Source organism: Nocardia amamiensis (genome assembly GCF_015477605.1).
Classification (GTDB): domain Bacteria; phylum Actinomycetota; class Actinomycetes; order Mycobacteriales; family Mycobacteriaceae; genus Nocardia; species Nocardia amamiensis_A.
Window position 1 is genome coordinate 1 of record NZ_JADLQX010000020.1, and the last position, 25,331, is coordinate 25,331.

Here is a 25,331-nt window from a genome sequence, read left to right on the forward strand (position 1 = left end):
GTGCCGGGGCCGGGCAGGCGGCTGGGGGTGACCCGCAGGCGGCTGGGTGCATCCCACCGGGCACCGGCGCACCCGGCGCACCCGGAGTTCCCGCACCCGGCGCACCCGCACCACCCGCACCCGCCGCACCCGGCGCACCCGCACCCGCCGCGCCTGGCTCCCCTGGACTCGACCGCGCACCCGGGGAGCCCGCACCCACCGTGCCTGGCGCGCCCGTACCCGCGGCGCCGGGCTCCCCGGGACACGAGGCGGCGCCCGGCGGCGATCCCGAATCCGCGATCGGCCCCGAACCGGCCACCGAACCCCAACCCGCACCGGCCACCGAACCCGCCCCCGCTGCACCGGGCATCACCCTGCCCTTCGGCATCGTCATCCCCCTCCCGGGACCACTCGTGCCTCCACAGTGATTCAAACCTGCTATCAGATCACGAACCAGTAACAAAAAGATCTCGGGTGCGGTAACCTTCCCTTCATCCATAACGAAGGGCTCACAGCGAGCCATGGGAGGGTCACCACACCGTGGGGCGTCACCGAAAGCAGTCACCCGCCACCGCTAGGCGGAGCTCCGTAATCGCACTGACCGGACTGGTTCCCGCTGGGCTCGTGACCGTCACGTCCGCCTCCGATGTCGGCGACGCCGCGCCCCTCGCGGTCGCGGTCCAGACGCCGGATGACGATCAGGACGCGCACGGCGCCAGACCACAGACCGCGAATCTCCTGGCCGCACCCGAATTCGTCGCGCACGCAATGGCGAAGCGCGCGCCGACCGCGGCACCGATAGTGAAAACCGTTGCGCTCCCGAGCGATCGGCAACGCGCCACACTGCCTGCAGGACCGATGGGCATTCCCGGTGTAGCCGTCGCGGCATACCAGAACGCGGAACGTGTTCTGGCCGCGGAGAATCCGGTGTGCGGCATGCCGTGGTCGCTGCTGGCCGGCATCGGGCGGGTCGAGTCCACCCACGCGTTCGGCGGCAAAGCGGATACCGATGGCAACCCGCTGAGCCCGGTCTACGGCCCGGTGCTCGACGGTTCGCTGGCGGGTAACCAGGTGATCGGAGACTCCGACGACGGCACGCTGGACGGCCTGGCCGGTTACGACCGCGCGATCGGCCCGATGCAGTTCCTGCCGCAAACCTGGAAGCGCTACGCGGCCGATGGCAACGACGACGGCATCGCCGACCCGCAGAACCTCTTCGACGCCGCGCTGACCGCCGGGCGATACCTGTGTGACGGCGGCTTGAACATGCGCGATCCGGCTCAGCGGTCGAAGGCGATCCTGCGCTACAACCACTCCATGGCCTACGTCGCGAAAGTCATGTCGTGGGCGACCTCCTACAGCACGGAGGCCGCACCACGGGCCGGAGAAGTGCCCAAAGTTTGACACGCCTAAAATTCCTGCCATGCCAGTGGTTACGGAAGCGGATGTGCGCGGTGCCCTCGCGAAGGTCGACGACCCGGAGATCCGCAAACCGATCACCGAACTGAACATGGTGAAAAGCGTCACAATCGGCGCCGACAGCGATGTCCACGTGGAGATCTATCTGACGACGGCGGGCTGCCCGCTGCGCACGGAGATCACCCAGCGGGTCAGCAAGGCCATCGCCGACGTGCCCGGTGTGGGCGCGGTCGCTGTCGACCTCGACGTGATGAGCGACGAGCAGCGCACCGCGCTGCGCAAACAGCTGCGCGGCGACTCGGCCGACCCGGTCATCCCGTTCGCCCAGCCCGGCTCGCTGACCCGCGTCTACGCGGTCGCCTCCGGTAAGGGCGGGGTCGGGAAGTCCAGCGTCACGGTGAACCTCGCCGCCGCCATGGCCGCGCGCGGCTTGTCGGTCGGCGTGCTGGACGCGGACATCTACGGCCACTCCATCCCGCGCATGCTCGGCACCGACGCCAGGCCGACGCAGGTGGAGCGGATGATCATGCCGCCGGTCGCACACGACGTGAAGATGATCTCGATCGCGCAGTTCACCCAGGGCAACACCCCTGTGGTGTGGCGCGGCCCGATGCTGCACCGGGCGCTGCAGCAGTTCCTCGCCGACGTGTTCTGGGGTGACCTGGACATCCTGCTGCTCGACCTGCCGCCGGGCACCGGCGACGTCGCCATCTCCATCGCCCAGCTGATCCCCGGCGCGGAGATCCTGGTCGTCACCACCCCGCAGCCCGCCGCCGCCGAGGTGGCGGAGCGGGCAGGCGCCATCGCGCTGCAGACCCGGCAGCGCATCGCGGGCGTGGTGGAGAACATGTCCTGGCTGGACCTGCCGGACGGCACCCGGATGGACCTGTACGGCTCCGGCGGCGGCCAAGCGGTCGCCGACCGCCTGACCCGCGCGGTCGGCGCCACCGTGCCGCTGCTCGGCCAGATCCCGATCGAACAGGCGCTGCGCGAATCAGGCGACGAGGGCACCCCCATCGTGCTGCGCGACCCGGAGAACCCGGCCGCCAAGGCACTGCTCGAGGTCGCCGACAAACTCGCCGTCCGCCGCCGCGGCCTGGCCGGCATGTCACTCGGCATCGATACCACCCGCCACCTGTAGCGCCGCAGTCGCCGGCGGCGGTCGCCAGGACGCGAGCCACAACCGGCACAGCCGCTGCAAATAGACTCACATCATGCTCACCATGCTGCTGTATGTGCTGATCGTCGGCTTGGTCGCCGCGGTGCTGTTCCTGCTCGCCAGTGCGGTGTTCGGGCGGTCGGAGGAGCTGGGCCCGCTGCCGGAGGGGACGACCGCCACCGTGCTGCCCGTCGAGGGGATCACCGGCGCCGACGTGCGCGCTCTGCGCTTCCAGCAGGTGCTGCGGGGGTACAAGGCCGGTGAGGTGGACTGGGCGCTGACCAGGCTGGCCGCCCGGATCGACGAGTTGCAGCATCAGCTGGCCGAGGCGCAGGCCGCGCGATGGCAGACGCCGATCGCGCCGGAGTCGAAATGACGGCGCCCGCCGACGGCCTGATCCGCTGCTCCTGGCCGCTGGAGACCGAGCTGTACCGTGACTATCACGACTACGAGTGGGGCAAGCCGTTGCACGGCGACGACGCGCTGTTCGAACGGCTGTGCCTGGAGGCGTTCCAGTCCGGCCTGTCCTGGCTGACCATCCTGCGCAAACGTCCGGCCTTCCGTGCGGCGTTCGCCGGATTCTCGATCGAGCGCGTCGCGGAGTTCGGCGACGCCGACGTCGCCCGGCTGCTGGCCGACGCGGGCATCGTCCGCAACCGGCTCAAGATCGAGGCGGCCATCGCCAACGCCAGGGTCGCGCGGCGCCTCGACATCGGCTTGGACGAATTGCTCTGGTCGTTCGCCCCGCCGCCGCGCCCCCGTCCGCGCACCGGCGCCGACGTGCCCGCGACCACACCCGAATCCGTAGCCATGGCAAAAGAATTGAAACGGCGCGGGTTCCGCTTCGTCGGCCCGACCACGGCGTACGCGCTGATGCAGGCGACCGGAATGGTAGATGATCATCTGGCCGACTGCTGGGTGGGCAGCGCGGTGTCCAGCACCGGCTGACCGGTCAGTTTTCGAACTCAGCTATCCGTCCACATCTGCGATAGGGAAGAATGGGACGGGTGTAGCTCGCCAAACGCCGGCGGGCTCGCTGGTTGGTGACAACTGGAGTTCCAAGAAAGTGCGCAGCAGACCGCGCAGATCTGGAGGGAGCAGAGGATGGCGGCCATGAAGCCCCGCACCGGGGACGGTCCCCTCGAGGCAACCAAAGAAGGGCGTGGAATCGTCATGCGGGTTCCACTCGAGGGTGGCGGGCGTCTGGTCGTCGAACTCACGCCGGACGAGGCGGCGGCGCTCGGTGACGAACTGAAGAGCGTCACCAGCTGAGTGGCCCAGGCTGAGCACTCGGCTCTCGCCGTTGCCGCCGGTCTCCTGGCCTGCCCCGAATGCGTTCGGGCGCACCAGGACGCCCCGGCGCTCGCCCTCGAACCACAGGCCCGGGCGCTGCGTTGTGCGCGCGGGCACAGCTTCGACGTCGCCAGACAGGGCTATGTCAGTCTCCTGACCGGCGCGTCGACCAAGATGACCGGCGACACCGCGGCCATGCTCGACGCGCGCGCCGCCTTCCAAACGGGGGGACACTTCGCGCCGATCGCCGACGCGGTGACCCGTGCCGTCATCGCGCGGCGGAGGGGTGGCGCCGTGCTGGAAGTCGGCGCGGGCACGGGCTACTACCTCGGTCAGGTACTCGACGCCGCTCCCCCGGCCGTCGGCATCGCGCTGGACGTGGCCAAACCGGCCGTCCGGCGGTGCGCTCGCGCCCATCCGCGCGCCGCGGCGGTATTGGCCGACGCCTGGCTCGGGTTGCCGATACGCGACGGCTCGCTCGGCAGCGTGCTGTCTGTATTCGCGCCGCGCAATCCCGGCGAGGTCGCCAGGGTCCTCGCCGAGGACGGCCGCTTCGTCGTCGCCACACCCACCGAACGCCATCTCGGCGAGTTGGTCGGTCCGCTGGACATGGTGCGCGTCGACCCGGATAAGCACCGCAGGCTCGACGCCGCGATGACGGGGTACTTCGAGCCCGTCGAACAGACCCTGGTCGAGTATCCGATGAAGCTTCCCAGAGCCGATGTCGCGAACGTCGTCGGCATGGGGCCGTCCGCGCATCACGCGGTCTCCGACGACGCGCGTCTGGCGCGGTTGCCGGAGACCATCGAGGTAACCGCGTCGGTGATGGTCGGCACCTACCGCCCGGCGGCCTGACCGCTGACTCGGCGGTGACTCAGCCCTTGCGTACCTTGTCGTAGACCTCGACCGTCCGCGCCGCGATCTTCGACCAGTCGAACTCGGAGACTGCCCGTGCGCGGCCCGCGGCACCGAACTCTGCGGCCAGCACGAGATCACCGGCGACTTCGTTCACCGCGGCGGCCAGAGCCCGCTCGTAGTCCTGGGCGGCGCCCGCGTCATAGTGCACCAGTCGGCCGTTGCGGCCATCCGTCACGACCTCGGGGATACCGCCGACGTCGGAGGCGACCACCGCCGTCGCGCAGGCCATCGCCTCCAAGTTGACGATGCCGAGCGGTTCGTACACCGACGGGCACACGAACACCGACGCGGCGGCCAGGATCTGCCGGATCTGCTCGGTCGGCAGCATCTCGCGGACCCAGAACACGGTGCCGCGCCGCCGCTGCAACTCTTGCACCGCCGCGGTGGTCTCCTCGGCGAGTTCGGGCGTGTCCGGCGCGCCCGCGCACAGCACGAGCTGGATGCCGGGATCGAAGTCGCGGGCGGCGGCCAGCAGATGACCCACCCCCTTCTGCCGGGTGATACGACCGACGAACGCCACGATCGGCTGGTCCATGCGCACGCCCAGTTCCGCGAGCACCGACGGCGCGTCGCCGGGCGGCGGGCCGGGATGCCAGACACGTCCGTCGATGCCGTTGTGCACCACGTGCACCCGGTCCGGGTCGACGGACGGGTAGGCGTCCAGCACATCGCGGCGCATGCCCTCGCTGACCGCGATGATCGCGTCGGCGTGCTCGACCGCGTTGCGCTCCGACCACGACGAGATCCGGTAGCCGCCGCCGAGCTGCTCGGCCTTCCACGGCCTGCGCGGTTCCAGCGAATGCGCGGTCAGCACGTGCGGTACGCCGTAGAGGGTGCCTGCGAGGTGCCCGGCCAGGCCGGTGTACCAGGTGTGCGAGTGCACCACGTCCACCTCGCCCACGGCGTCGGCCATCCGCAGCTGGGTGGACATCATCTGCACCGCGGCGTTGGCGGCGTAGAGCGACGGATCCGGCTGGTGGACTACGGCATCCGTGCGGGTGGCGCCCATGCAATGCACGGTCACCTGGCACAGGTGACGCAGGTGCGCCGTCAGCTGCGTGACGTGCACCCCGGCTCCGCCGTAGACCTCGGGCGGATACTCGCGGGTCAGCATCGCGACCCGAAGCCGGTCCCGCTCGCCGGAATCCACCGACGCGCGTCCGCGATCCGTGCCGAAACTCACCGATTCAAACTAGACGTTCAACTGCTCGTGGGCCACTCACTACCGCTTTACCCGGTAGTTTGGCAGATGTGAGGAGCCAGCCGCACGTCCTGGGAATCGTGCTCGCCGGTGGCGAGGGCAAGCGACTCTTTCCACTCACGGCCGACCGCGCCAAGCCCGCCGTCCCGTTCGGTGGCGCCTACCGCCTCATCGATTTCGTGCTGAGCAATCTGGTCAACGCGGGCTTCCTGCGGCTGTGCGTGCTCACCCAGTACAAGTCGCACTCGCTCGACCGGCACATCTCGCAGACCTGGCGCCTGTCCGGTTTCGCGGGTGAGTACATCACCCCGGTGCCCGCGCAGCAGCGCCTCGGGCCGCGCTGGTACACCGGCAGCGCGGACGCGATCATGCAGTCGCTTAACCTGATCTACGACGAGGACCCGGACTACATCGTGGTGTTCGGCGCCGACCACGTGTACCGCATGGACCCGGAGCAGATGGTGCGCCACCACATCGATTCCGGCGCAGGCGTGACCGTGGCGGGCATCCGGGTGCCGCGCAGCCAGGCGAGCGCGTTCGGCTGCATCGACAGCGACGAGTCCGGGCGGATCACCCAGTTCCTGGAGAAGCCCCCGCATCCCCCGGGCACTCCGGACGACCCGAACGTCACGTTCGCGTCCATGGGCAACTACGTCTTCACCACCAAGGTGCTGGTGGATTCGATCAAGGCGGACGCCGACAACGCCGACTCCGACCACGACATGGGCGGCGACATCATCCCGTTCCTGGTGGCCGCGGGGCAGGCGAGCGTCTACGACTTCGCCGACAACGACGTTCCCGGGGCCACCGACCGCGACCGCGGTTACTGGCGTGACGTCGGCACCATCGACGCGTTCTACGACGCGCACATGGATCTGGTCTCGGTGCACCCGGTGTTCAACCTCTACAACCGGCACTGGCCGATCCGCGGTGCGGCCGAGAACCTGCCCCCGGCCAAGTTCGCTCAGGGCGGCCTGGCGCAGGAATGCATCGTCGGCGCGGGCAGCATCCTGTCCGCCGCCACGGTGCGCAATTCGGTGCTCAGCGCGAACGTCATGGTCGACGACGGCGCCACCGTCGAGGGCTGCGTGCTCATGCCCGGTGTCCGGATCGGGCGCGGCGCGGTGGTGCGGCGGGCCATCCTGGACAAGAACGTGGTCGTCGGCGAGGGCGAGATCATCGGCGTCGACCTGGCGCGCGACCGCAGCCGGTTCGCCGTCAGCAACGGCGGCGTGGTGACGGTCGGCAAAGGCGTCTGGGTCTAAGGCGAGCCCGGCTCAGGGGCGGGAGATCCGATGCAGAATGGCGCGCACGGGCCCGGGGTGCGCGGGACGGTTGTCTTCGACGCGTCGCCGAAATCGGCGGTGCTGACCAAATAGACCGCCAGCACGGCGAACAAAAGCACCGCGGCGAAGGCCACCATCGTCCGGCCCCAGTGAATAGGACGTGGACGACGCTCGTCCTCGTCCCACAGGAACATCATCATGGCACCCACCCTCTTCCGGACCTCGCTCCGACCATGACCCCACCAGTATGCTGCGCACGCGCGCTCTGCTGAAGCATGCGCCGAAGCGTGGCCGTTCGGAGGCGGATTCGTGAACTCGCTCGCGTGGCCGCGCAATTCATCCGCTATGCGCCACGGGCATCAGACGCGATGCATGTCCGAAAGTACTCCCCCGCAAATACATACGATGCGCGTCGGCCGCGGAAGAAAACCGGCTCGGCGCCTCACGACTATGGTCCGGGCGGGGCGACCGTTTGCGTGCAGAACGGCTCGCACGGGCCCTGTGTCGGAGTGACTTTGGCGGGTCCGGTGTCGAAATCGGTATTGCTGACAACAATCAGCACCAAGACGGCTCCCAGCAGCACCAACGCGAGAGCCAGCATGGTCGGCCGCAGCCAACTCGACCGACGCTCCGTGACGACATGCCCCAGGGCACCCATCTCGATGGCATCCATTTCACGCATAACCGATAACCTCGCTGACTTGTTTCTCAGCGCATACCCTCGATTCGGCCGCGAAAACGACTCGACCCGTGGCGACTATCGTGCAGACGGGCGACGGGGCAGCCCGGATCGCCGCGCAACTACTCGCATCGCTAACCGCGCGAGGCGCAAAGCAATCCGTCACCGACCGGAATCAGCACACAGGTGAGTTCGGGGTTCTCCGCGATGGCGCGGGTGGCGGCGCGCACCGCCTGGGTGGCCGGATCGCGCTGCGCCAGGTCGGGCACCCGACCGCCCAGCAGCGCGTTGTGCAGCAGAATGGCCCCACCGCTGCGCAGTAATCGCACCGCTTGGGCCACGTACTCCGGATGCTCCAGCGGCGCGGCATCGACGAAGACCAGATCGTAGGCGCCGTCGGCCAGGCGCGGCAGCACGTCGAGCGCACGCCCGTTGATCAGGCGGGTTCGCGCGGTCGGGATGTCGGCGGCGCGGAACGCCTCCTTGGCCGCGCGCTGGTGCTCCGGCTCCGAATCGATGGTGGTCAGCGTGCCGTCCTCGCGCATGCCGTCGAGCAGCCACAGCCCGCTGATGCCCGCGCCGGTGCCGACCTCGACCACCGCCCGCGCGCCGAGCAACTGCGCGTACATGCTCAGCAGCGCACCCACCGAGGGCGGCACGGGTGCCACGCCGAGTTCGGTGGCCCGCTCGCGCGCGCTGACGAGGATCTCGTCTTCCACGACGGATTCCTCCACGTAAGCGAGATTTCGCTCCAGATTCGATGCCACGGGTATGAGGCTAACGCCGGGAGGGTGGTCTGGGCGTTCCGGACAACACGCGCCGCCGCCAATTCCACGGCCATTTTTCTCAGGTGTCCCTCAGGATCTCCATAACCCGGCCATATCAGGACCAGAAAGAGTATGGGCAACGCAAGACCACCGACCGTGTATTAACACAGGACGCGGGAACAACGACATACAGCTTGTCTGTTGTATCCGTACGTGACGGACCGTAGACCCGGCCCCGATCGAGTCCGTGCCTGTGCGGTCCCTAGTAGGAGGTAGCCCCATCCACATGGTCGATGCGGCGCGTGAGTACGCCACCCTGCCCGAGCAGATCCCGCCTGTCGAAGCCGACATCGTCGCCGATCCCGTCGAGCTGACCGGGACTGCCGCGTTCGACGCCACCGGTGACCGGTCGGCCATGCCGTCGTGGGACGAGCTGGTCCGCGAGCACGCCGACCGGGTCTACCGGCTGGCCTATCGCCTCTCCGGCGACGCACAGGACGCGGAGGACCTCACGCAGGAGACGTTCATCCGGGTGTTCCGTTCGCTGTCGAGTTACCAACCGGGCACCTTCGAGGGCTGGCTGCACCGCATCACGACCAACCTGTTCCTGGACATGGTCCGCCGCCGCAACCGGATCAGGATGGAAGCGCTGCCCGAGGACTACGACCGGGTGCCCGCCGAGGGCCCCGGCCCCGAGCAGGCATACCACGACGCCCGCCTCGATCCCGACCTGCAATCCGCCTTGGATTCGCTGGCGCCGGAGTTCCGCGCGGCCGTGGTCCTGTGTGACATCGAGGGACTGTCCTACGAGGAGATCGGCGCTACGCTCGGCGTGAAATTGGGCACTGTGCGCAGCCGGATCCACCGTGGGCGGCAGGCGCTGCGCGACTACCTTGCGCATAATGGAAGTGAGCAGCGGTTCGCCGCTGATATGAACATCGGGTGATTCGTCGGAAGCCGGCGTCGCCCCACGGTCGATGTCGGTTGAAAGGGTGAGCACCGAATGAGTGGCGACTTCAGTACGTCCGGTCGTCGTCCGCCTCGCTTCAGCCCCACCGAACATCTGGCGAGCGAGGCGATCGCGGCGTATGTGGACGGCGAACTGCGCATGAACGCGTACCTGCGCGCTGCTCAGCACCTTTCGCTGTGCCCGGAGTGCGCGGCGGAGGTCGACGCTCAGCAACAGGCCCGCATCGCGTTGCGGCACGCAGGCAACGTCGCGATTCCCACCGGACTGCACGACAGCTTGACCAGGATTCCGCTCGGGGAATTGCCGGGTGGCGCCTCCAGCGCGCGCACCCCCACGTCGGGAGCCGGCCAGACCACCCGGAACGAAGCGGTTTTCGGTTTTCTGACCGATTCCTTCACCGCGACTCGGTGGACAACCTGGTGGCGCAAGTAGAGTTTTCCGAGTGACCACCGACTCGACGAATTCCGGATCGGCCGACACCTCGGATTCGGCGGCCAACCGCGGGAATCTCCGGCCACCGGACGCGCCCGTGCTCGGCCCGCGCCCGGTCTACCGGCCCCATGTCGACACGCATACTGCGCGCGCCTTCCGCAGGCCGTCCGGGCTGTCCGGTTCGTTCGCCGACCCGCCGCCTGCCCGCACCGCGGGCGCGGCACAGAGTGGCCCCGAACCGCAGAACCGTCCACCCGACGCGGTGCTGGCCGAGGCGTTCGGCCGCCCCGAGGGTTCCACCGAGCTGCTGCAGCGCGATCCCGATGCCGCCGGCGGCCCCGCCCCGGTCGCCGGTCCCGTCGACCCGTGGCGTGATCCGGACGCCGTCGCGCGGCTGGGCGCCCCCGCGGTGCCCACCCCCAAAACGCAGCAACTCCCCCGAGCCGAGAAGCTCAGCGCGCGCGAAGTGCTGTTCGGCGACCGTGTCGCCCCCAAGGCGCTGGCACTGCTCGCGCTGGTGGCGCTGGTCATCGGCCTGCTCGGCGGGCTGGTCGGCAGGCTGACCGCGGAAACCGCCTCGACGCTGACCTCGCGCAAGGTCACCTTGGAGCAGACCGGCGACGGCGATCGCCCGCACGGCCTCATCGCGCAGGTCGCGAACGCGGTGCTGCCCTCGGTCGTCTCGATCCGGGTCACCGTCGGCGACAACGGCGCCACCGGCTCCGGCGTGGTCATCGATGGCGGCGGCTACATCGTCACCAACAACCACGTCATCTCGATGGCCGCCCAGGACAAGAGCAACCGGGCCGCGATCCAGGTGCAGTTCTCCGACGGAACCCGGGTGCCCGCCCAGATCGTCGGCCGCGATCCGAAGACCGACCTGGCCGTGCTGAAGGTGGATGTGAAGAATCTCACCGTCGCCCAGATCGGGAAGTCGGGCAACGTCCAAGTCGGCGACGACGTACTGGCGATCGGTTCGCCGCTCGGCCTGAGCAAGACGGTCACCTCCGGCATCGTCAGCGCCCTGCACCGTCCGGTGAAACTGGAGGGCGAGGGCAGCGACACGAAGGCCGTCATCGACGCGGTGCAGACCGATGCGTCGATCAACCCGGGTAACTCCGGTGGCGCGCTGGTGGACATGGACGGCCGGGTCATCGGCATCAACACCGCCATCCGCAGCGAGACCGGCGGCTCGGTCGGCCTCGGCTTCGCCATCCCGGTGGACATGGTGACCGAGGTCGCGCAGACATTGATCCGCGACGGCGTCGTGCACCACCCGATCATCGGTCTGAGCGCGCGGACCAAGCAGGTGGCCAACGAGGTCATGAGCGGTGCGGCGGTGGCCGACGTCACCCCGGGCAGCCCCGCGGCGAAGGCCGGGATCGTGGAGGGTGACGTGATCGTCAAAGTCGGCGACCGCGAGGTCACCGGTCCGGACGAACTGGTGGTCGCGGTGCAGTCGCACAAGATCGGGGAGACGGTGAACGTGCAGTTGATCCGCGATGGCAGGCAGGTGGACGTGCCTGTGACGCTGGAATCCGACTGACCCGCCGACCCGATCGCCGGGTAGCCTGATTACGTGTTCAGCAACATCGGCTGGAGCGAGATGGTCATCCTGCTCGTCGCCGCCCTCGTGATTCTCGGCCCGGAGCGTCTGCCCGGTGCCGTGCGCTGGACCACGCGCAGCCTACGGCAGGTGCGCGATTACGCCAGCGGCGCCACCACGCAGCTGCGTCAGGAACTCGGGCCGGAATTCGACGATCTGCGCAAGCCGCTGGCCGACCTGAACGAACTGCGCGGGATGACCCCGCGCGCGATGGTGACCAAACATCTTCTCAATGGCGACGATTCGCTGTTCAAGGATTTCAACAGCGCATTGCCCGACCCGAAGGACTTGTACGGCACGAACAGCGGTATGCCGGACTATCCGATGCCCAAGTTGGATAAGCCGTTGGAGCGCAACGAACGTCCTCCGATCGACTCCGACGCCACCTGATCCGTCAAGAAGTCTAGACACCATGCGCTGTTCAGCTGTCTAGACTTCGCACATGTCGGCCGATGACGTGGCGCGCGTGTTCGCGATCGAGGACAAGGTCGAGCGACTGAAGGCGGCCACCGATGGAGTGGCGGCGGCCCAGCAGACCATCAACGAACTGACCAGGATTCGGCGTGCCGTGATCCGCGAACTCCATGCCGAAGGCTGGACGTTCGCCAGAATCGGTGCGGCGGCGGGACTTTCCCGCGCCCGCATCCACCAGGTGAGTACGCAGGGGCCCGCGCCGGAAGGACTGTTCTTCGGGCATGGTTCGCTCACCGTGCTCGTCCCGGAGGTGCGCGCCGGGCGGGTGATCGGCGCACCGGATCCGGCCGCCCCGCAACGGTTGGCCGAACTACTCCGCCAACTCGGATTCACTGTCGCGGTCGAGCATTTCCTCCCGGGCCGCCCGGTCGATCTGCGCCGCGACGGACTGATCGTGCTCGGCGGCCCGGAACTATCCCCCAGCCTGCGCCAATTGGTCGCCGCCGACCCACGGCTGCGCCGCGCCGTGGCCAGAGTGGGCGATACACGCCGGGGAATCGAGGACCGGGCAGCCCGGCGGGTGTACCGGCCGGGCGGCCCAGAACCGCACGACATCGCCTATCTCGCCAGGCTTCCGCGCCCCGACGGCCGCGGCACCGTACTGATGATCGACGGCATGCACCCGCCCGGCTCGCTCGGCGCCATCCGCCTGCTCGCCACCCGGCTGGCCACGCTGCACGAGCGCGCGAGCAACCACCTGTTCTCGGTGTTGATCGCCTGTCGCTTCGACCGCGCCACCGGCGAACCACTCGAGGCCGAACTGCTCACGCCGGTCTATCGCCACGACCCCGAAAACCGCTCCCCGCTATCGGGTCTGCGCCGCTGAGCGGCGGCATGTCCGGACCGGATTCTCGGACTCCAGGACGATCGGCTGCGTCGGCAGCGAATTCCCGCGGGATTCGGCGAGCAGGACGGATACCGCCTGCACGGTAAGTCATCCGCCAGAGGACGGTGGTTTCGACGTAGGCGAGCCCGTGATTCGACTACTTCGCCTCGGTTCGCATGCTCATGGGCCGTCGGATGCAGTCACACAAAGAGATTCAGCAAACCATCCGCCACACGAGTTGCAGCGCGCACACCCTGGGCAGTCGCCGACGGCATAGCACGGACGCACGGTCTTCGATACTCCATGCTGCGGCAAGAACCCTGCTCAACAGCATCCGCCGAGCCGACACCTATGCCGGAGTCAGGTGTGGTGCCGGTCACCCGACCTGCCGATGTCACGTTCCCACAAGCTGGCTAAAATAGCTGAAAGATAACGCGCGAGCCGCTCGACCCTGTGGTGCCTGCCGAGACCGACGCGCCCTATCTCCAGCTCCGCCAAACGGACGTGCGAGACGTCCGGCAAGGAGGAAATAGTGAATCCGCTTCTGCTCATCGGTGCCGCCATCCTGGTGACCGGACTGCTCGTCCTGGTCGCCACCATACTGCTGCGGCCGGCGTCGTCGCGCTCCCACCTCTCCGTGGCCGAACTCCAAGCCCGGCTCGCAAAGGAGCAGGAGAACGAGTCACCCGCGTCAGAGGGTTCCGAGGAGGACGAAACGGCGTCCGACGAGGACACACGGACGGACAGCAAGCCGCGTCTGACCATGCCGGCGGTACGTCGCCAGCTCCCATACCCGATCGCGGAGAACGACGACGCGAAGCCCGAACCCACGTCCACGACGAGCGACAAGGGCCTGCAGAGCGAAGCCGCGTCCATGGCGAACGACGACGGCTCGCAGAGCGAGCCCACGTCCATGACGAACGACGACGGGGTGCAGAGCCAAGCCGCGTCCACGACGAGCGACGACAGCACGAAGAGCGAACCCGCGTCCGCGCCGGCGGCCGACTTGGACCCCGCGCAGGCGCAACGAAGGGCCGCCGCGGCGGAGATGCTGCGCCGGATCACCTCCGCATAGCCCAGGCCGGCGGTACGGCGGAAACTCGCCGTCCGTCCCGACCCGACGCGCTCCGGCCAGACGCCGTTCGGGAGGGGACCACTTCCGATGGCGCGATACTCGGGCAATTGATCATCCGCGAGTCCGATGCGCCGCCACGCACCGACCGGTTCGGCTACGCCGACGCCGACCGGCTCACGGTCGGGTTGACCTGCGTGGGATCGACGACGGCACCCCGGTGGACGCCGGCTCGGCTATCGGGTCACCGTGGTGGACGCCCGGGAGACCTTCGCTACCGCTGCCCAGCCCGTTCCGCCATGAGGTCGCGGGAGACCGGCCGCACCGGTATCTGCGCGCCGAGCAGCAAGCCGAGAGATCGACGATCGCACCGGGTCGGCGTGCTCACTCACGATGACGAGTTCGACGCACCGGCCGTTGCTACGGCACTGGCCTCCCCTGAATCGGCTTGGTCGGCGCCCCCGGTTCGCGCCGGACCCATGAAGCGGGCTGAGGGACTCCGGAGTCACCGAAGATCAGCTCGCCCGGCTGACGGGTCCGATCGGACGCGCTCGAAATCTCCTCGCACGAAGCGGATTGGATCCATATTCGCCGGGAATACCCTCGCCAAGCCAGCCGATCGCGTGGGTGCGCTCATCTCCCCCTTGCACGCCGTGCTCGTTCGGCCCACACTAGATTTGCTGAAAGTTAACTAGATCAGGTGACGGTGCGTTGCGCTTCGGCCCCGCCACGCTCTGCCCGGCCCGCCCCACCGAGAGGAGAAAGCGCCGTGACCGCCACGCAGATCGCCGTTCTCTGTTCGCTCGCCGGCGCCGCGAGTCTGGTCGCCACCATCGGTCTGCTGCACGGTCCGGCGACCCGGCGGCGGCGAGTCGGCGTCGCCGAGCACGGGATCGCGCAGCAGGTCGCCCCCCTGCTGCCGACCTGCCCGATCGGCCGGCCGCAGCAACTGCCCACCGAGCCGTTGACCGTGGCGGAGGCACACGAACTCATGCAGCGCCACCGGATCTGCGAGCCCTCGGAATGCGTCTACAAGAATGCGGCCTTCCGCACCTTGATCGAAGCCGGGTACATGCGCGACCCGCGGGCAAAAGGAGCCTGACCCGCACACCGGTTTCCGGCCTTACCGCCCATGCCGCGGGCACGGATCCAGCAGCGGATCGCCGACGCTCAGGCTGCCGCCCATGTGGGCCGCAGAGTGTTCATCGGCGGACGATCGATCAGCGACACCTCGGTGCTGTGCGCGGTGAATTCATCACCGATCAGCGGGAATTGGGTCAGCGCCGCCCCGGAGTCCTGGACCCCGCTACGGCCGAGCACCGTGCCGAGGATCTGGCGGCTCATCACTCCGAGATCGGCCAGCGGCCGGTTCCGATGCGTGCGAACGCCGAGATTGACCTGGCCGATCGCGGACATCCCGAGCCGGTCGTAGGTGTCGAGCAGCAGCCCGATCTCCACGCCGTAGCCCGGGGCGAACGGCACGGAGGCGAGCAACTCCCTGGTGCCCGCGTACTCGCCGCCAAGGGGCTGCAAGACCTGGGACAGTTCGGGCCGCAGCGCCGCGAGCAGCGGGCGCGCGACCAGCTCGGTGACCCGTCCGCCGCCGTGCGCGTCCACCGCGCCGCCCTGCCGCAGCGGCCTGCGGTAGTAGGCCTTGGCCAGGTGCATATCGTCGACCGTGAGCAGCGGGCCGAGCAATTTCGGCACGAAGGCCGGGTCGGGATCGATCAGATCGGAGTCGACGAAGGCGATGAGGTCGCCGCTGGTCACCGCCAGCGAGCGCCACAGCACCTCGCCCTTGCCGGGGACCGGATCCAGCTCGGGCACGGCCTGCTCGCGGCTGATCACCTCGGCGCCCGCCGCGCGAGCCCGCTCCGCGGTGGCGTCGGTCGAACCGGAATCGAGCACGATCAGCTCGTCGACCAGCATGCCGAGCAGCGGCCGGATGCTGGCCACCACGTCGGCCACGGTGCGCTCTTCGTTCAATGCGGGCAGCACCACCGACACGGTGCGCCCGGCCTTGGCGGCGACGAGCTCGTCCACCGTCCAGTTCGGGCTGTCCCAGGTATTGGTCGTCGCCCAGGCGGGCTCGAAGGGTTGGAATGTCATGCCAGACCTCGCAAGGTTCGTGCGGGGGGCCGGATGCCCTGGATCGCGGCGATCATGTCCACGACCCGCCGGGTCGCGGCGACTTCGTGGACACGAAAGACTCGGGCGCCGGCCGCCGCCGACCATGCTGTTGCCGCCAACGTGCCCTCCAGCCGCTCGGAAAGACCGACACCTAAAGTCTCCCCGATGAAATCCTTGTTGCTCAGCGCCATCAAGACTGGCCATCCGGTATTTACAAGAACGTCGATTCCGCGCAACAGTTCGAGCCCGTGATAGGTGTTCTTGCCGAAATCATGGGTCGGATCGATCAGGATCGAATCCTCGCGCACGCCCGCCGCGCGCGCGTTCTCGGCCGCGCGCACCACCGTTCCGGTGACCTCGTTCAACACGTCGGCGTAGCGAACCCGATGCGGCCTGGTGCGCGGCACCGCACCGCCGGTGTGGCTGCACACCACGCCCGCGCCGTGCGCCGCGGCCACGGGGACCAGTTCCGGGTCGGCCCCCGCCCAGGTGTCGTTGATCAGATCCGCGCCCTCCCGCAGCGCGGCCGACGCCACCTCGGCGCGCCAGGTGTCGACGCTGATCAGTAGCTCGGGGTATTTCGCGCGGATCGCCGCGACGAAGGGCACCACCCGGCGCGTCTCCTCCGCCGCGTCGACCAGATCACCGGGCCCGGCCTTCACGCCGCCGATGTCGACCAGGTCGGCGCCCTCGTCGACCGCCCGCGCGACGGCGTCCATGGCCGCCGCGTCGGTGAAGGTGGCGCCGTGGTCGTAGAACGAGTCCGGCGTGCGATTCACGATCGCCATCACCAGCGCTCGATCCGTCGCCACCGGCCGCCCGCACAGCGTGGGAAACCGCGCCGGAATCGAGCTCAACATGGAGACGACTCTAGTTGGGAGGCGCCGTCAGTTTCGGGGGGCTCGGCCCGCGGCGACGGCGGCGAGGTAGTCGTCGTAGGCGGGGACGTAGCCCTCGGTGCGTCCGGCGAGGACATACAGCGTGCTGTCCGGGTTCGGGGTGTAGCCCTGCTTGCGGAGTTCGACCTTGCGGCTTTTGAACGTGGAGGTGTGTTCCAGTTCGGGGACGACACGGACGAACAGGGGGACGGCATATCCGGGGAGTTGTTCGTAGGCCAGCTTCGCCAGCGCGACCGGGTCGAACTGGGCGCCGGGGTGCAGCGTCACGGCGGCCATGCCGGCCTTGCCGTCGGTTCCGGGGATGTCTACGCCATAGACCACGGCTTGGGCGATCGGCTCGGCCTTGCTCAGTGCGCGCTCCACCTCGGTGGTCGCCACGTTCTCGCCCTTCCAGCGGAACGTGTCGCCGAGCCGGTCCACGAACGCGACGTGATGCCAGCCCTGCTCGCGCACCAGATCGCCGGTGTCGAACCAGACGTCGCCCGGCTCGAAGCCGTCGCGCACGAGCTTGGCCTCGGAGGCGGCCTTGTCGGTGTAACCGTCGAACGGGACGCGGTCGGTCACTTTGGCCAGCAGCAGCCCGACGCCGCCGGTGCCCACCCGGCGCAGCCGTCCGTCCTTGTCGCGCTTGGCTTTTCCGGTCTCGTCGTCGTATTCCACCACGGCATACGGAAGTGGGTTGAACCCCGCGGTGCGGTCGACGCCGAAGACGTTTGCGAACCCGGTATTCGCCTCGCTCGCCCCGTAGAACTCCACGATCCGCTCGATGCCGAAGCGCATTTCGAACTCATCCCACAGTTCCGGCCGCAGACCGTTGCCGACGACGAGCCGGACGAGGTGCTGCCGATCGGTCGGCTTGGCCGGCTGATTGAGCAGGTAGCGGCACAACTCGCCGATGTAGATGAAGGCCGTCGCCTGCTCCCGGATGACCTCGTCCCAGAACCGCGACGCGGAGAATCCCCGCCCGAGGGCGAACGCTCCGCCGGAGGCGAGCACCGCCGACAATGCGACGGTCACCGCGTTGTTGTGATAGAGCGGCAGGCAACAGTACAGGGTGTCGTCGCCGCGCAGCCGAATGCCGAGACCGCCCATCCCGGCCATGACCTTGGCCCAGCGCAGGTGGGTCATCACGCTGGCCTTCGGCAGGCCCGTGGTGCCGGAGGTGAAGATGAGGAACGCGCGCTCGCGCGCGGTGACCTCGGCGCAACTCGGCGGATCGGTGTCGTCGGCGCTCTCGGCCGCCCGATGCAGTTCGTCGGCAGGCAGGAGGTTGTCGAGCGGCTCGGGCAGCGAGCCGATCGCCTCCGCGCATTCCGCGCCGACCACGTTCAGGACACTGCCGAGCAAGCCGAAGCTGTGGGCGAGCACCTGGTCGCGCTGGTGGTGGTTGAGCAGACCGGCGGTGGCGCCGAGTTTCACCGTGGCCAGCACGAGGAACATCGTCTCCGGCCGGTTGGTCATCAGCACGCCCACCACGTCGCCGCGCCGCACACCGCGCTGCGCCAGCACGCTCGCATAGCGGTTCACCTGGGCGTTGGCCTCGCCGTAGGTGTACGTCGCGCCCTCGAACCGCAGGAACGGACGATCCGGATGACGATGCGCGCTGCGCTGGAAATACAGCCCGATCGAGGACTTCGACTCCGGCTTCACGAGGATTCCCCGCGTGTTGCGCAGCATGCGCGGCACGTCCAGTGCGATAGCGGGCAGATTGCGGATGATGTCGGCCAGGCTCACCGTCGAGCGTGCGTCGCTGCTCACGTCTTCAGTTCTCCTCGTCAAGCGATACGCGGCGCCTCCAGTGCCGCGAAGGCGGACGGGAGATCGGTCACCACGGTAATCCGGGACAACGCTGTCTGGGGCACGAACTTCCGTTCGTACAACTCATCCAGCCAGGAGAACAATCCGCGAAAGAATCCATTGGGATCCAGCACAATAACCGGCTTCTCATGCTGTCCCAGATAGCCGCCGGTCCAGGTCTCGAAGAACTCCTCCAGCGTGCCGATGCCGCCGGGCAGGGTGAGGAAGGCGTCGGCGCGGTCCTCCATCACCTGTTTGCGCTGGCGCATCGTGTCGGTGACCACGAGCTCGTCGGCGTCGACGTCCGCGACCTCGCGGTGCACCAGGTGCTTCGGGATGACGCCGATGGTCTTCGCGCCACCGGCGCGTGCCGCGGTGGCCACCGCGCCCATCATCGAGACGTGACCGCCGCCGGACACCAATTGCCACCCGCGCCGGGCGATCTCGGTGCCCACCCGGGCGGCCAGCGAGAGGTAGTCCGGGTCGGTGGTGCTCGCCGAGCAATAGACGCAGACGGCGAAGGGCTGGTCGTTCACCACTCGTCCTCCGTTCCGATCGCGTCCTCGGCGCCGCCCGCTTCCACGTTGGCCTGGATGATGCTCACGACCTCCTCGACGCTGTCGGTCACGTGCAGCAGATCGAGGTCACCGGGCGAGATCTTGCCGGAGCCGCCGAGCGAATCCCGCAGCCAGTCGACCAGCCCGGCCCAGTATCTGCTGCCGAACAGAATGATCGGGAACCGGGTGATCTTGCGGGTCTGCACCAGAGTCAGCGCCTCGAACAGCTCGTCGAGGGTGCCGAAACCACCGGGCAGGCAGATGAACGCCTGGGAGTACTTCACGAACATCGTCTTGCGGACGAAGAAGTAGCGGAAGTTGATGCCCAGATCGACCCACTCGTTGAGGCTCTGCTCGAACGGCAACTCGATGCCGAGGCCGATGGAGTAGCCGCCCGCCTCGCAGGCGCCGCGGTTGGCCGCCTCCATCGCGCCGGGTCCGCCGCCGGTGATCACCGCGAAACCGGCCCGCGCCAGCGCGGCGCCGATCGCCCGGCCCGCCTGGTACTCGGGATGGTCGGCCGTCGTGCGCGCGGAACCGAAGACGGTCACCGCGCGGGGCACCTCCGCGAGCGCGCCGAATCCCTCGACGAATTCGGCTTGGATGCGCAGCACGCGCCAGGGGTCGGTGTGCACCCAGTCCGTGTCGCCGCGCTGGTCCAGCAGGTTCCGGTCGGCGGTGGAGATGCCGTCCTTGCGGTCGCGGCGGAACATGATCGGCCCCCGGAACTTCGCTGTCGACTTCGGCTTGGTGGTGATTTCACGGTCGGCGGCGTCGGTGGACATGCGTTCCACGCTACCGTCCGGAAACGATCACACACTGGCTGCACGTGAGAAGTCGTCCGGCGTTCAGCCGCGCGCAGCGCCGGTGAGGCGCAACCGCAATCTGCGCCATCGGCTAGCCGCTGTGACAGGGATTGTGCTGGCAACATGCTGTTCGGCCCAACCGGCCGCGTGCTTCGTCAGGGGCCGAAGCACGAAGATCCGTCCTGCCCGGGACGGGAGCGTGTTGCGACACCGACTGGTCGCGCGTCAGGTCTCTCAGCCCGCGGTACCGGTCAGGTAGTTGCGCAGCATGGCGGTGACCGCCGTGATCTGGTCGACGGGCACATGCTCGTCGCGCTTGTGCGCGAGGTTGGGGTCGCCGGGACCGAAGTTGACGGCGGGGATGCCGCGGGCGGCGAAGCGGGAGACGTCGGTCCAGCCGTATTTGGCGCGCACGCCGCCGCCACCGTGCCGCTGTACCGAGGCGATGAGGTCTTTCGCGGCGGGGGCGGTCAGGCCGGGCAGCGCGCCGGGTGCGGAATCGGTCACGTCGAAGGAGAGTTCGAGACCGTCGAAGACCTCGCGTACGTGCTCGACGGCTTGGTCCACGGTGCGATCGGGGGCGAAACGGAAGTTGACGTCCACCTCGGCGGCGTCCGGCACCACATTGCCCGCCACGCCGCCCGCGACGCGGACCGCGGACAGCCCCTCGCGATAGACGCAGCCGTCGATGTCGACCTCACGCGCACGGTACTCGGCCAGCCGTTGCAGGATCGGAGCCAATCGGTGAATCGCGTTGTCGCCCAGCCAGGCTCGTGCCGAATGCGCCCGCACGCCGGAGGTGTCCAGCCGAACCCGCAGCGTGCCTTGGCAACCCGCTTCGATCCAACCGGCGGACGGTTCGCCGAGCACCGCGAGATCGCCGGCGAGCCAGCCGGGCAGATCACGTTCGATGTGGCCGAGCCCGTTGAACTCCGCGGCGATCTCCTCGCCGTCGTAGAAGATCAGGGTCAGATCGTGTACCGGATCGGCGACCGTCGCCGCCAGGTGCAGGAACACCGCGTCGCCGGATTTCATGTCCACCGTGCCGCAGCCGTAGAGCACCTGCTCGCCCAGCGGGTTCACGGCGAAGCGGCTGGGCACGTTGTCCGCGATCGGCACGGTGTCCAGGTGCCCGGCCAAGATCACTCGGGTCGGCAACCCCCGATTCGTGCGCGCCAGCACCACGTTGCCGTGCCGCAGCACCTCGAACCCCACCGTCTGCTCGCGCAGCGCCCGCTCCACCACGTCGGCGATGGCCGCCTCGCCGAGCGAAATGCTCGGTATGTCGACGAGCGCGGCGGTCAGCGTGATCGGGTCGGCATGCAGGTCGATGGTCACGCCCTTCACCCTACGGCGGTCGACCAGCCGCGCCCGCACACCACGTCTGGTAAGCCGGATCGCGGACACACTCCTCGTATGCGGTGCAGCTGGCTTTCTTGTGTGCCGGGCCGAGTCGTCCGACGAAGGTCTGGCTGCCGCTCCCCCTCGCGGCTTCTGCTGACGGCGAGCACTTGGACATCCGCCAGCGGCCATGCGCTGGCAGCGTGGTCGCAGATCCGGCGGGTGCGCGACGCGCCGGATCGGCGACCGGATTTCACCCGATGCGGACGACGCTCTTGCCCAGGGTCGCTCCTTCGGCCAGGGTCACGATCGCGGTCTCGACGTCGGCGAGGGCGTATTCGGCGGTGACGTCGATGCGCACCGACCCGTCGGCCACCATCGCCATGGCTTGGGCGGCGCTGTCGGCCAACCGATTCGGGTGGGTCCGGCTGGCCAGGTTGCTGTTGTAGGTCAGCAGAGACTGACCCTGCATCAGCAGGTCGTTGGCCGACACGGTGACCGGTTCGAAGGTGGCGATGTTGCCGTAGACCACGATCCTGCCGTGCGGCGCCAGCCGCGCCAGATTCTCGAGGCGAGTGGGGCCACCGATCGGATCCAGGACCACGTCGAACTTCTCGTCACCGAGGGCATCCGGGAACTGCTCCCGCACCAGCACCTCGTGGTAGCCGAAACCGCGGGCGTAATCGACCTGACCGGCATCACCGACCACCCCGACGATCCGCTCCGCACCGGCGAGAGCGGCGAACTGCACGGCCAGCGAGCCGACGCCACCGGCGGCGGCATGGATGAGCACACTGTCCCCGGCCCGCACCCTCGCGACAGTGTTGACCAGGTCGTAAGCGGTCGGCGCTACCCACCCGAACCCGGCGGCATCGCGCAGGCCGACTCCAGCGGCGTTGATCGCCAGCACCGTGGGCGCGGTCACCACTTCGGCGTAACCACCCCCGCCGATCAACGCGGTGACCTGCTCACCGATCCGCGCCTCGTCCACACCGGCACCGACCCCGACGATCTCACCGGCGGCTTCGAAACCCGGCACGAACGGGCGCGGGATCGGGAAGTGACCCGCACGGACCAGCACGTCGCCGTACTGCACGCCCGCGTAGGAGACCCGAATCGCGACCTCGCCCGCACCGGCCACCGGTTCAGGTAGCTCCGAGACCCGGAACTGATCGTCGGTGTCCAGAACAACAGCCTTCATCACATACAACCCTTTGCTTTGACTCAGTATCCTGATACCGGAACTAAAGCATTATCAAATACCTGAGTCAACTTAGAAGGTTGTGTCATGTCGGACGTGCCTGTCGAGGAGTACGTATGCACCCGGATCCGTCGCGCCGAACAGGCGCTGATGGGCCATCACGAGACCGTGCTGCGCGCATACGGGCTGACCATGACCCAGTACGCGGTGCTGCTGACCCTGTCGCGCGAAGACGACATGTCCGGCGCGCAACTGGCCCGCGCCTGTGGGGTCACGCAGCAGAGCATGGCCACCGTCTTGGCCGGGATGCAGAACAAAGGACTCATCGACCGGAATCCGTCACCCGTTCATGCCAAAGTCATGATCGCCCGCCTCACGCCAGTGGGCCGTGACCTGCTCGAGCGCGCCTACCAGGAAGTCATCGTGCTCGAACGCGCCCTCACCGACCGCTTCACCCCCGAGGAGCACAGGCTGTTCTGCGAATTCCTCGACCGCGCCACCGCGACTCTCATCGAGCAGACACCTACATCCCAGTCCGGCTGATCGAAGCGCGCACCGGAGCAGCCGCATGACCGTTCGACGCGGGTGGGTAACCTCTAGTGACGTGAGCATCCAGGGAGCAGCAGCAGTCGGTATCGCCAACGTGACCGCGGACGGGACCGTGCTGGACACGTGGTACCCGAACCCCCAGCTGGGCGAGTTCTCCGAGACCGGCACCAAGCGACTGGACGAGGCGCCCGCGGAGTATGCGGCGCTGCTCGGCTTCGACGACGCCCGCGGGGTCGACGTGATCGCGGTGCGCACCACGATCGCCGACCTGTCTGCCGCCCCGGTCGACGCTCACGATGTCTACCTGCGCCTGCACCTGCTCTCGCATCGCCTGGTCAAGCCGCACGAGGTGAACCTGGACGGCCAGTTCGGCCTGCTGACCAACGTGGTGTGGACCAACCACGGCCCCGCCGCGGTGGAGGGCTTCGAGGCCACCCGCGCCAAGCTGCGCGCCCGCGGCCCGGTCACGGTCTACAGCGTCGACAAGTTCCCGCGCATGGTCGACTACGTGCTGCCCTCGGGCGTCCGCATCGGCGACGCGGACCGGGTTCGCCTCGGCGCGCACCTCGCCTCGGGCACCACCGTCATGCACGAGGGCTTCGTGAACTTCAACGCGGGCACCCTCGGCGCGTCCATGGTGGAGGGCCGGATCTCCGCGGGCGTCGTGGTCGGCGACGGCTCCGACATCGGCGGCGGCGCGTCCACCATGGGCACACTCTCCGGCGGCGGCACCACCATGATCTCCATCGGCGAGCGCTCCTTGCTCGGCGCGAACTCCGGCCTCGGCATCCCCCTCGGCAACGACTGCGTCGTGGAAGCGGGCCTCTACCTCACCGCGGGCACCAAGGTCACCACTCCCGACGGCACCCAGGTCAAGGCCGCCGAACTGTCGGGTCGCGACAACCTTTTGTTCCGCCGCAACTCCACCACCGGCGCCGTCGAGGTCGTCCACCGCAAGGGCACGGGCATCGAACTCAACGCGGACCTGCACGCGAACGACTGAGCGGTCTCGCGGACGCCGGGGGCTGCTGAGCTGTTCGCCAGGTCAGCAGCGTCGTCCGGCAACGGCTCCGCGCGTGGTTGACTGTCCGCCTGCTGACGCGAATGCACTACGGTTTCGGGTGGTCCGCGAAGACCTCATCGAGGCTGTCGGCGGTGACGGCGCGGTCTATCCAGGTGTTGATCTGGTCGAGATCGGTGCACTGGGCAATGCGGCTAGCAGTGGCTTCGGAAAGCATGAAGCCGCGCGTCCGCAGAATGCGCAACAGCGCCGCGGCCTCCCCTTCGGCCCGCCCTTCGGCCTTGCCCCTGGAGTAGTAACGCCGGGCGAACTCGCTCTTGTATTCGTAAGTGCCGGTCGTCATGAGGCTCTCCAAGAAGTGCCGGGCCGCCTTTGGGAGAACGGCCATTACCAGGTCAATGTACAGATCGCCGTTGGCCGCGTCGACCATGTTCTCAGCCAGAGTGGTCAGGATGGCATCACGTTCAGGATGATTTCGATGCGCGATCGCCGATAGCACTGCCAACTCGGGGTTGGTGGCTGCAGTCGAGGCATCAGTCACCACCGGGACGTCGGCCGGGCCCAGCACGACGGGAGTCAGGATGCATCCCGGCGCGATGAGGATGGGGCTACGGCAGCGGGCTGCCGTGCGCTCGCTCGGGCACATCACCATCAGCATGGTGGGGCAGCGCAGCCGGGCGCGCAGTGTGGTCAGGTAGACCGGCCAAGTCCAAGACTTGTCGCCGTCCGGCCGCAGCTGGACCTCGATGATCACAGCGAGGGCGGGATCGGTCCCATTGGCCAGGACTACGACGGCGTCCGCTCGGTATTCGGTCGGGTCGATGTCAGGGAAATCGCCGGATTCCAGTCGGGCATGGTCGAATTCGGGTAGCGGAGTATCCATCACGAGCGCCAATAGGTCGGCAGCCAGTCACGGGCGTTGCCGGAACAGGTCGATGATCACCTCGTG

28 protein-coding genes and 1 pseudogene are annotated in these 25,331 nt (G+C 68.4%); 17 read left to right on the top strand and 12 right to left on the bottom strand.

The features are described from left to right. From IU459_RS38680 to IU459_RS24420, 7 genes and pseudogenes are all read left to right on the top strand, one after another. Positions 1–407 (top strand): annotated as a pseudogene (locus IU459_RS38680) (Fe-S oxidoreductase); the annotation flags it as partial. 112 nt (positions 408–519) lie between these two features. Next, positions 520–1,383: a lytic transglycosylase domain-containing protein gene (locus IU459_RS24395; RefSeq protein WP_195131900.1), complete on the top strand. Its 864-nt coding sequence runs from the start codon at positions 520–522 to the stop codon at positions 1,381–1,383. A 19-nt stretch (positions 1,384–1,402) separates the two neighbouring features. Further along, positions 1,403–2,539 (top strand): Mrp/NBP35 family ATP-binding protein, encoded by a 1,137-nt coding sequence (locus IU459_RS24400; RefSeq protein WP_195131901.1) that lies wholly within the window; start codon positions 1,403–1,405, stop codon positions 2,537–2,539. 73 nt (positions 2,540–2,612) lie between these two features. Beyond that, positions 2,613–2,933 (top strand): DivIVA domain-containing protein, encoded by a 321-nt coding sequence (locus IU459_RS24405; RefSeq protein ID WP_067467833.1) that lies wholly within the window; start codon positions 2,613–2,615, stop codon positions 2,931–2,933. Then, positions 2,930–3,505, top strand: coding sequence for a DNA-3-methyladenine glycosylase I (locus IU459_RS24410; RefSeq protein ID WP_195132006.1), 576 nt, complete (start codon positions 2,930–2,932; stop codon positions 3,503–3,505). The genes IU459_RS24405 and IU459_RS24410 overlap by 4 nt, the downstream gene beginning before the upstream one ends. Before the next feature lie 156 nt (positions 3,506–3,661). Next, positions 3,662–3,829: a DUF3117 domain-containing protein gene (locus tag IU459_RS24415; RefSeq protein WP_011211259.1), complete on the top strand. Its 168-nt coding sequence runs from the start codon at positions 3,662–3,664 to the stop codon at positions 3,827–3,829. Next, positions 3,830–4,705 (top strand): putative RNA methyltransferase, encoded by an 876-nt coding sequence (locus IU459_RS24420; protein ID WP_324199008.1) that lies wholly within the window; start codon positions 3,830–3,832, stop codon positions 4,703–4,705. It begins immediately after the preceding gene. Between the two features lie 19 nt (positions 4,706–4,724). Here IU459_RS24420 and glgA read toward each other — a convergent pair whose 3' ends face one another. Further along, complete coding sequence (gene glgA / locus IU459_RS24425) at positions 4,725–5,882, bottom strand: glycogen synthase (RefSeq protein ID WP_195132008.1); 1,158 nt, start codon at positions 5,880–5,882, stop codon at positions 4,725–4,727. Between the two features lie 137 nt (positions 5,883–6,019). Between glgA and glgC the strand changes: the two genes are divergently transcribed. Continuing rightward, positions 6,020–7,234 carry a glucose-1-phosphate adenylyltransferase gene (gene glgC / locus IU459_RS24430; protein WP_195131902.1) on the top strand — a complete coding sequence of 405 codons (1,215 nt, stop codon included), beginning with the start codon at positions 6,020–6,022 and terminating at the stop codon, positions 7,232–7,234. On the opposite strand, the gene IU459_RS24435 is transcribed toward glgC, so the two are convergent. The 3 genes from IU459_RS24435 to IU459_RS24445 form a co-directional block, all read right to left on the bottom strand. Further along, positions 7,231–7,455 (bottom strand): hypothetical protein, encoded by a 225-nt coding sequence (locus IU459_RS24435; protein WP_195131903.1) that lies wholly within the window; start codon positions 7,453–7,455, stop codon positions 7,231–7,233. The genes glgC and IU459_RS24435 overlap by 4 nt on opposite strands. A gap of 248 nt (positions 7,456–7,703) precedes the next feature. Beyond that, positions 7,704–7,937, bottom strand: a complete 234-nt coding sequence (locus tag IU459_RS24440; RefSeq protein ID WP_195131904.1) for a hypothetical protein — start codon at positions 7,935–7,937, stop codon at positions 7,704–7,706. 131 nt (positions 7,938–8,068) lie between these two features. Then, entirely contained in the window at positions 8,069–8,707 is a 639-nt protein-coding gene (locus IU459_RS24445) for an O-methyltransferase (protein WP_195132009.1), read from the bottom strand. Positions 8,708–8,987: 280 nt separating this feature from the next. On the opposite strand from IU459_RS24445, the gene sigE reads away from it, so the two are divergent. The 7 genes from sigE to IU459_RS24480 all read left to right on the top strand — a co-directional run bounded on the left by sigE (position 8,988) and on the right by IU459_RS24480 (position 15,183). Then, positions 8,988–9,647: an RNA polymerase sigma factor SigE gene (gene sigE, locus IU459_RS24450; RefSeq protein ID WP_228838448.1), complete on the top strand. Its 660-nt coding sequence runs from the start codon at positions 8,988–8,990 to the stop codon at positions 9,645–9,647. A gap of 57 nt (positions 9,648–9,704) precedes the next feature. Beyond that, positions 9,705–10,103: a hypothetical protein gene (locus IU459_RS24455; protein ID WP_195131905.1), complete on the top strand. Its 399-nt coding sequence runs from the start codon at positions 9,705–9,707 to the stop codon at positions 10,101–10,103. A gap of 10 nt (positions 10,104–10,113) precedes the next feature. Next, entirely contained in the window at positions 10,114–11,649 is a 1,536-nt protein-coding gene (locus tag IU459_RS24460; RefSeq protein ID WP_195131906.1) for a S1C family serine protease, read from the top strand. Positions 11,650–11,682: 33 nt separating this feature from the next. Next, a complete protein-coding gene (tatB, locus tag IU459_RS24465) occupies positions 11,683–12,099 on the top strand; it encodes a Sec-independent protein translocase protein TatB (protein ID WP_195131907.1) in 417 nt (138 codons plus the stop codon). 52 nt (positions 12,100–12,151) lie between these two features. Then, complete coding sequence (locus IU459_RS24470; protein WP_195131908.1) at positions 12,152–13,009, top strand: hypothetical protein; 858 nt, start codon at positions 12,152–12,154, stop codon at positions 13,007–13,009. A 532-nt stretch (positions 13,010–13,541) separates the two neighbouring features. Further along, positions 13,542–14,084, top strand: a complete 543-nt coding sequence (locus tag IU459_RS24475) for a hypothetical protein (RefSeq protein WP_195131909.1) — start codon at positions 13,542–13,544, stop codon at positions 14,082–14,084. Positions 14,085–14,850: 766 nt separating this feature from the next. Then, a complete protein-coding gene (locus IU459_RS24480) occupies positions 14,851–15,183 on the top strand; it encodes a hypothetical protein (RefSeq protein ID WP_195131910.1) in 333 nt (110 codons plus the stop codon). A gap of 68 nt (positions 15,184–15,251) precedes the next feature. On the opposite strand, the gene IU459_RS24485 is transcribed toward IU459_RS24480, so the two are convergent. From IU459_RS24485 to IU459_RS24515, 7 genes are all read right to left on the bottom strand, one after another. Further along, a complete protein-coding gene (locus tag IU459_RS24485) occupies positions 15,252–16,190 on the bottom strand; it encodes a glucosyl-3-phosphoglycerate synthase (RefSeq protein ID WP_195131911.1) in 939 nt (312 codons plus the stop codon). After that, a complete protein-coding gene (gene folP, locus IU459_RS24490; protein ID WP_195131912.1) occupies positions 16,187–17,071 on the bottom strand; it encodes a dihydropteroate synthase in 885 nt (294 codons plus the stop codon). Before folP ends, IU459_RS24485 begins: the two co-directional genes overlap by 4 nt. Before the next feature lie 27 nt (positions 17,072–17,098). Beyond that, entirely contained in the window at positions 17,099–18,868 is a 1,770-nt protein-coding gene (locus IU459_RS24495) for a long-chain-acyl-CoA synthetase (RefSeq protein WP_195131913.1), read from the bottom strand. A gap of 17 nt (positions 18,869–18,885) precedes the next feature. Next, positions 18,886–19,446 carry a TIGR00730 family Rossman fold protein gene (locus IU459_RS24500; protein WP_436838186.1) on the bottom strand — a complete coding sequence of 187 codons (561 nt, stop codon included), beginning with the start codon at positions 19,444–19,446 and terminating at the stop codon, positions 18,886–18,888. Then, on the bottom strand, positions 19,440–20,249 hold the full coding sequence (locus IU459_RS24505) for a TIGR00730 family Rossman fold protein (protein ID WP_195131915.1): 810 nt from the start codon (positions 20,247–20,249) through the stop codon (positions 19,440–19,442). The genes IU459_RS24500 and IU459_RS24505 overlap by 7 nt, the downstream gene beginning before the upstream one ends. Positions 20,250–20,504: 255 nt before the next feature. Beyond that, positions 20,505–21,608, bottom strand: coding sequence for a succinyl-diaminopimelate desuccinylase (dapE, locus tag IU459_RS24510; RefSeq protein WP_195131916.1), 1,104 nt, complete (start codon positions 21,606–21,608; stop codon positions 20,505–20,507). Positions 21,609–21,864: 256 nt separating this feature from the next. Beyond that, positions 21,865–22,812, bottom strand: coding sequence for a quinone oxidoreductase family protein (locus IU459_RS24515; RefSeq protein WP_195131917.1), 948 nt, complete (start codon positions 22,810–22,812; stop codon positions 21,865–21,867). Between the two features lie 87 nt (positions 22,813–22,899). Here IU459_RS24515 and IU459_RS24520 point away from each other — a divergent pair, with 87 nt between their 5' ends. Further along, entirely contained in the window at positions 22,900–23,355 is a 456-nt protein-coding gene (locus IU459_RS24520) for a MarR family winged helix-turn-helix transcriptional regulator (RefSeq protein ID WP_195131918.1), read from the top strand. A gap of 61 nt (positions 23,356–23,416) precedes the next feature. Beyond that, positions 23,417–24,364, top strand: coding sequence for a 2,3,4,5-tetrahydropyridine-2,6-dicarboxylate N-succinyltransferase (gene dapD / locus IU459_RS24525; protein ID WP_195131919.1), 948 nt, complete (start codon positions 23,417–23,419; stop codon positions 24,362–24,364). 106 nt (positions 24,365–24,470) lie between these two features. Here dapD and IU459_RS24530 read toward each other — a convergent pair whose 3' ends face one another. Then, positions 24,471–25,136 (bottom strand): hypothetical protein, encoded by a 666-nt coding sequence (locus tag IU459_RS24530; protein ID WP_228838451.1) that lies wholly within the window; start codon positions 25,134–25,136, stop codon positions 24,471–24,473. Positions 25,137–25,331: the final 195 nt, after the last annotated feature.

Coding starts and splice junctions, on each gene's coding strand:
- IU459_RS24400 (WP_195131901.1), top strand. CDS start 1,403: ATGCCAGTGGTTACGGAAGCGGATGTGCGCGGTGCCCTCGCGAAGGTC.
- IU459_RS24405 (WP_067467833.1), top strand. CDS start 2,613: ATGCTCACCATGCTGCTGTATGTGCTGATCGTCGGCTTGGTCGCCGCG.
- IU459_RS24410 (WP_195132006.1), top strand. CDS start 2,930: ATGACGGCGCCCGCCGACGGCCTGATCCGCTGCTCCTGGCCGCTGGAG.
- IU459_RS24415 (WP_011211259.1), top strand. CDS start 3,662: ATGGCGGCCATGAAGCCCCGCACCGGGGACGGTCCCCTCGAGGCAACC.
- glgA (WP_195132008.1), bottom strand. CDS start 5,882: ATGCTGACCCGCGAGTATCCGCCCGAGGTCTACGGCGGAGCCGGGGTG.
- IU459_RS24435 (WP_195131903.1), bottom strand. CDS start 7,455: ATGATGATGTTCCTGTGGGACGAGGACGAGCGTCGTCCACGTCCTATT.
- IU459_RS24440 (WP_195131904.1), bottom strand. CDS start 7,937: ATGCGTGAAATGGATGCCATCGAGATGGGTGCCCTGGGGCATGTCGTC.
- sigE (WP_228838448.1), top strand. CDS start 8,988: ATGGTCGATGCGGCGCGTGAGTACGCCACCCTGCCCGAGCAGATCCCG.
- IU459_RS24455 (WP_195131905.1), top strand. CDS start 9,705: ATGAGTGGCGACTTCAGTACGTCCGGTCGTCGTCCGCCTCGCTTCAGC.
- IU459_RS24470 (WP_195131908.1), top strand. CDS start 12,152: ATGTCGGCCGATGACGTGGCGCGCGTGTTCGCGATCGAGGACAAGGTC.
- IU459_RS24485 (WP_195131911.1), bottom strand. CDS start 16,190: ATGACATTCCAACCCTTCGAGCCCGCCTGGGCGACGACCAATACCTGG.
- folP (WP_195131912.1), bottom strand. CDS start 17,071: ATGTTGAGCTCGATTCCGGCGCGGTTTCCCACGCTGTGCGGGCGGCCG.
- IU459_RS24505 (WP_195131915.1), bottom strand. CDS start 20,249: ATGTCCACCGACGCCGCCGACCGTGAAATCACCACCAAGCCGAAGTCG.
- IU459_RS24515 (WP_195131917.1), bottom strand. CDS start 22,812: ATGAAGGCTGTTGTTCTGGACACCGACGATCAGTTCCGGGTCTCGGAG.
- IU459_RS24520 (WP_195131918.1), top strand. CDS start 22,900: ATGTCGGACGTGCCTGTCGAGGAGTACGTATGCACCCGGATCCGTCGC.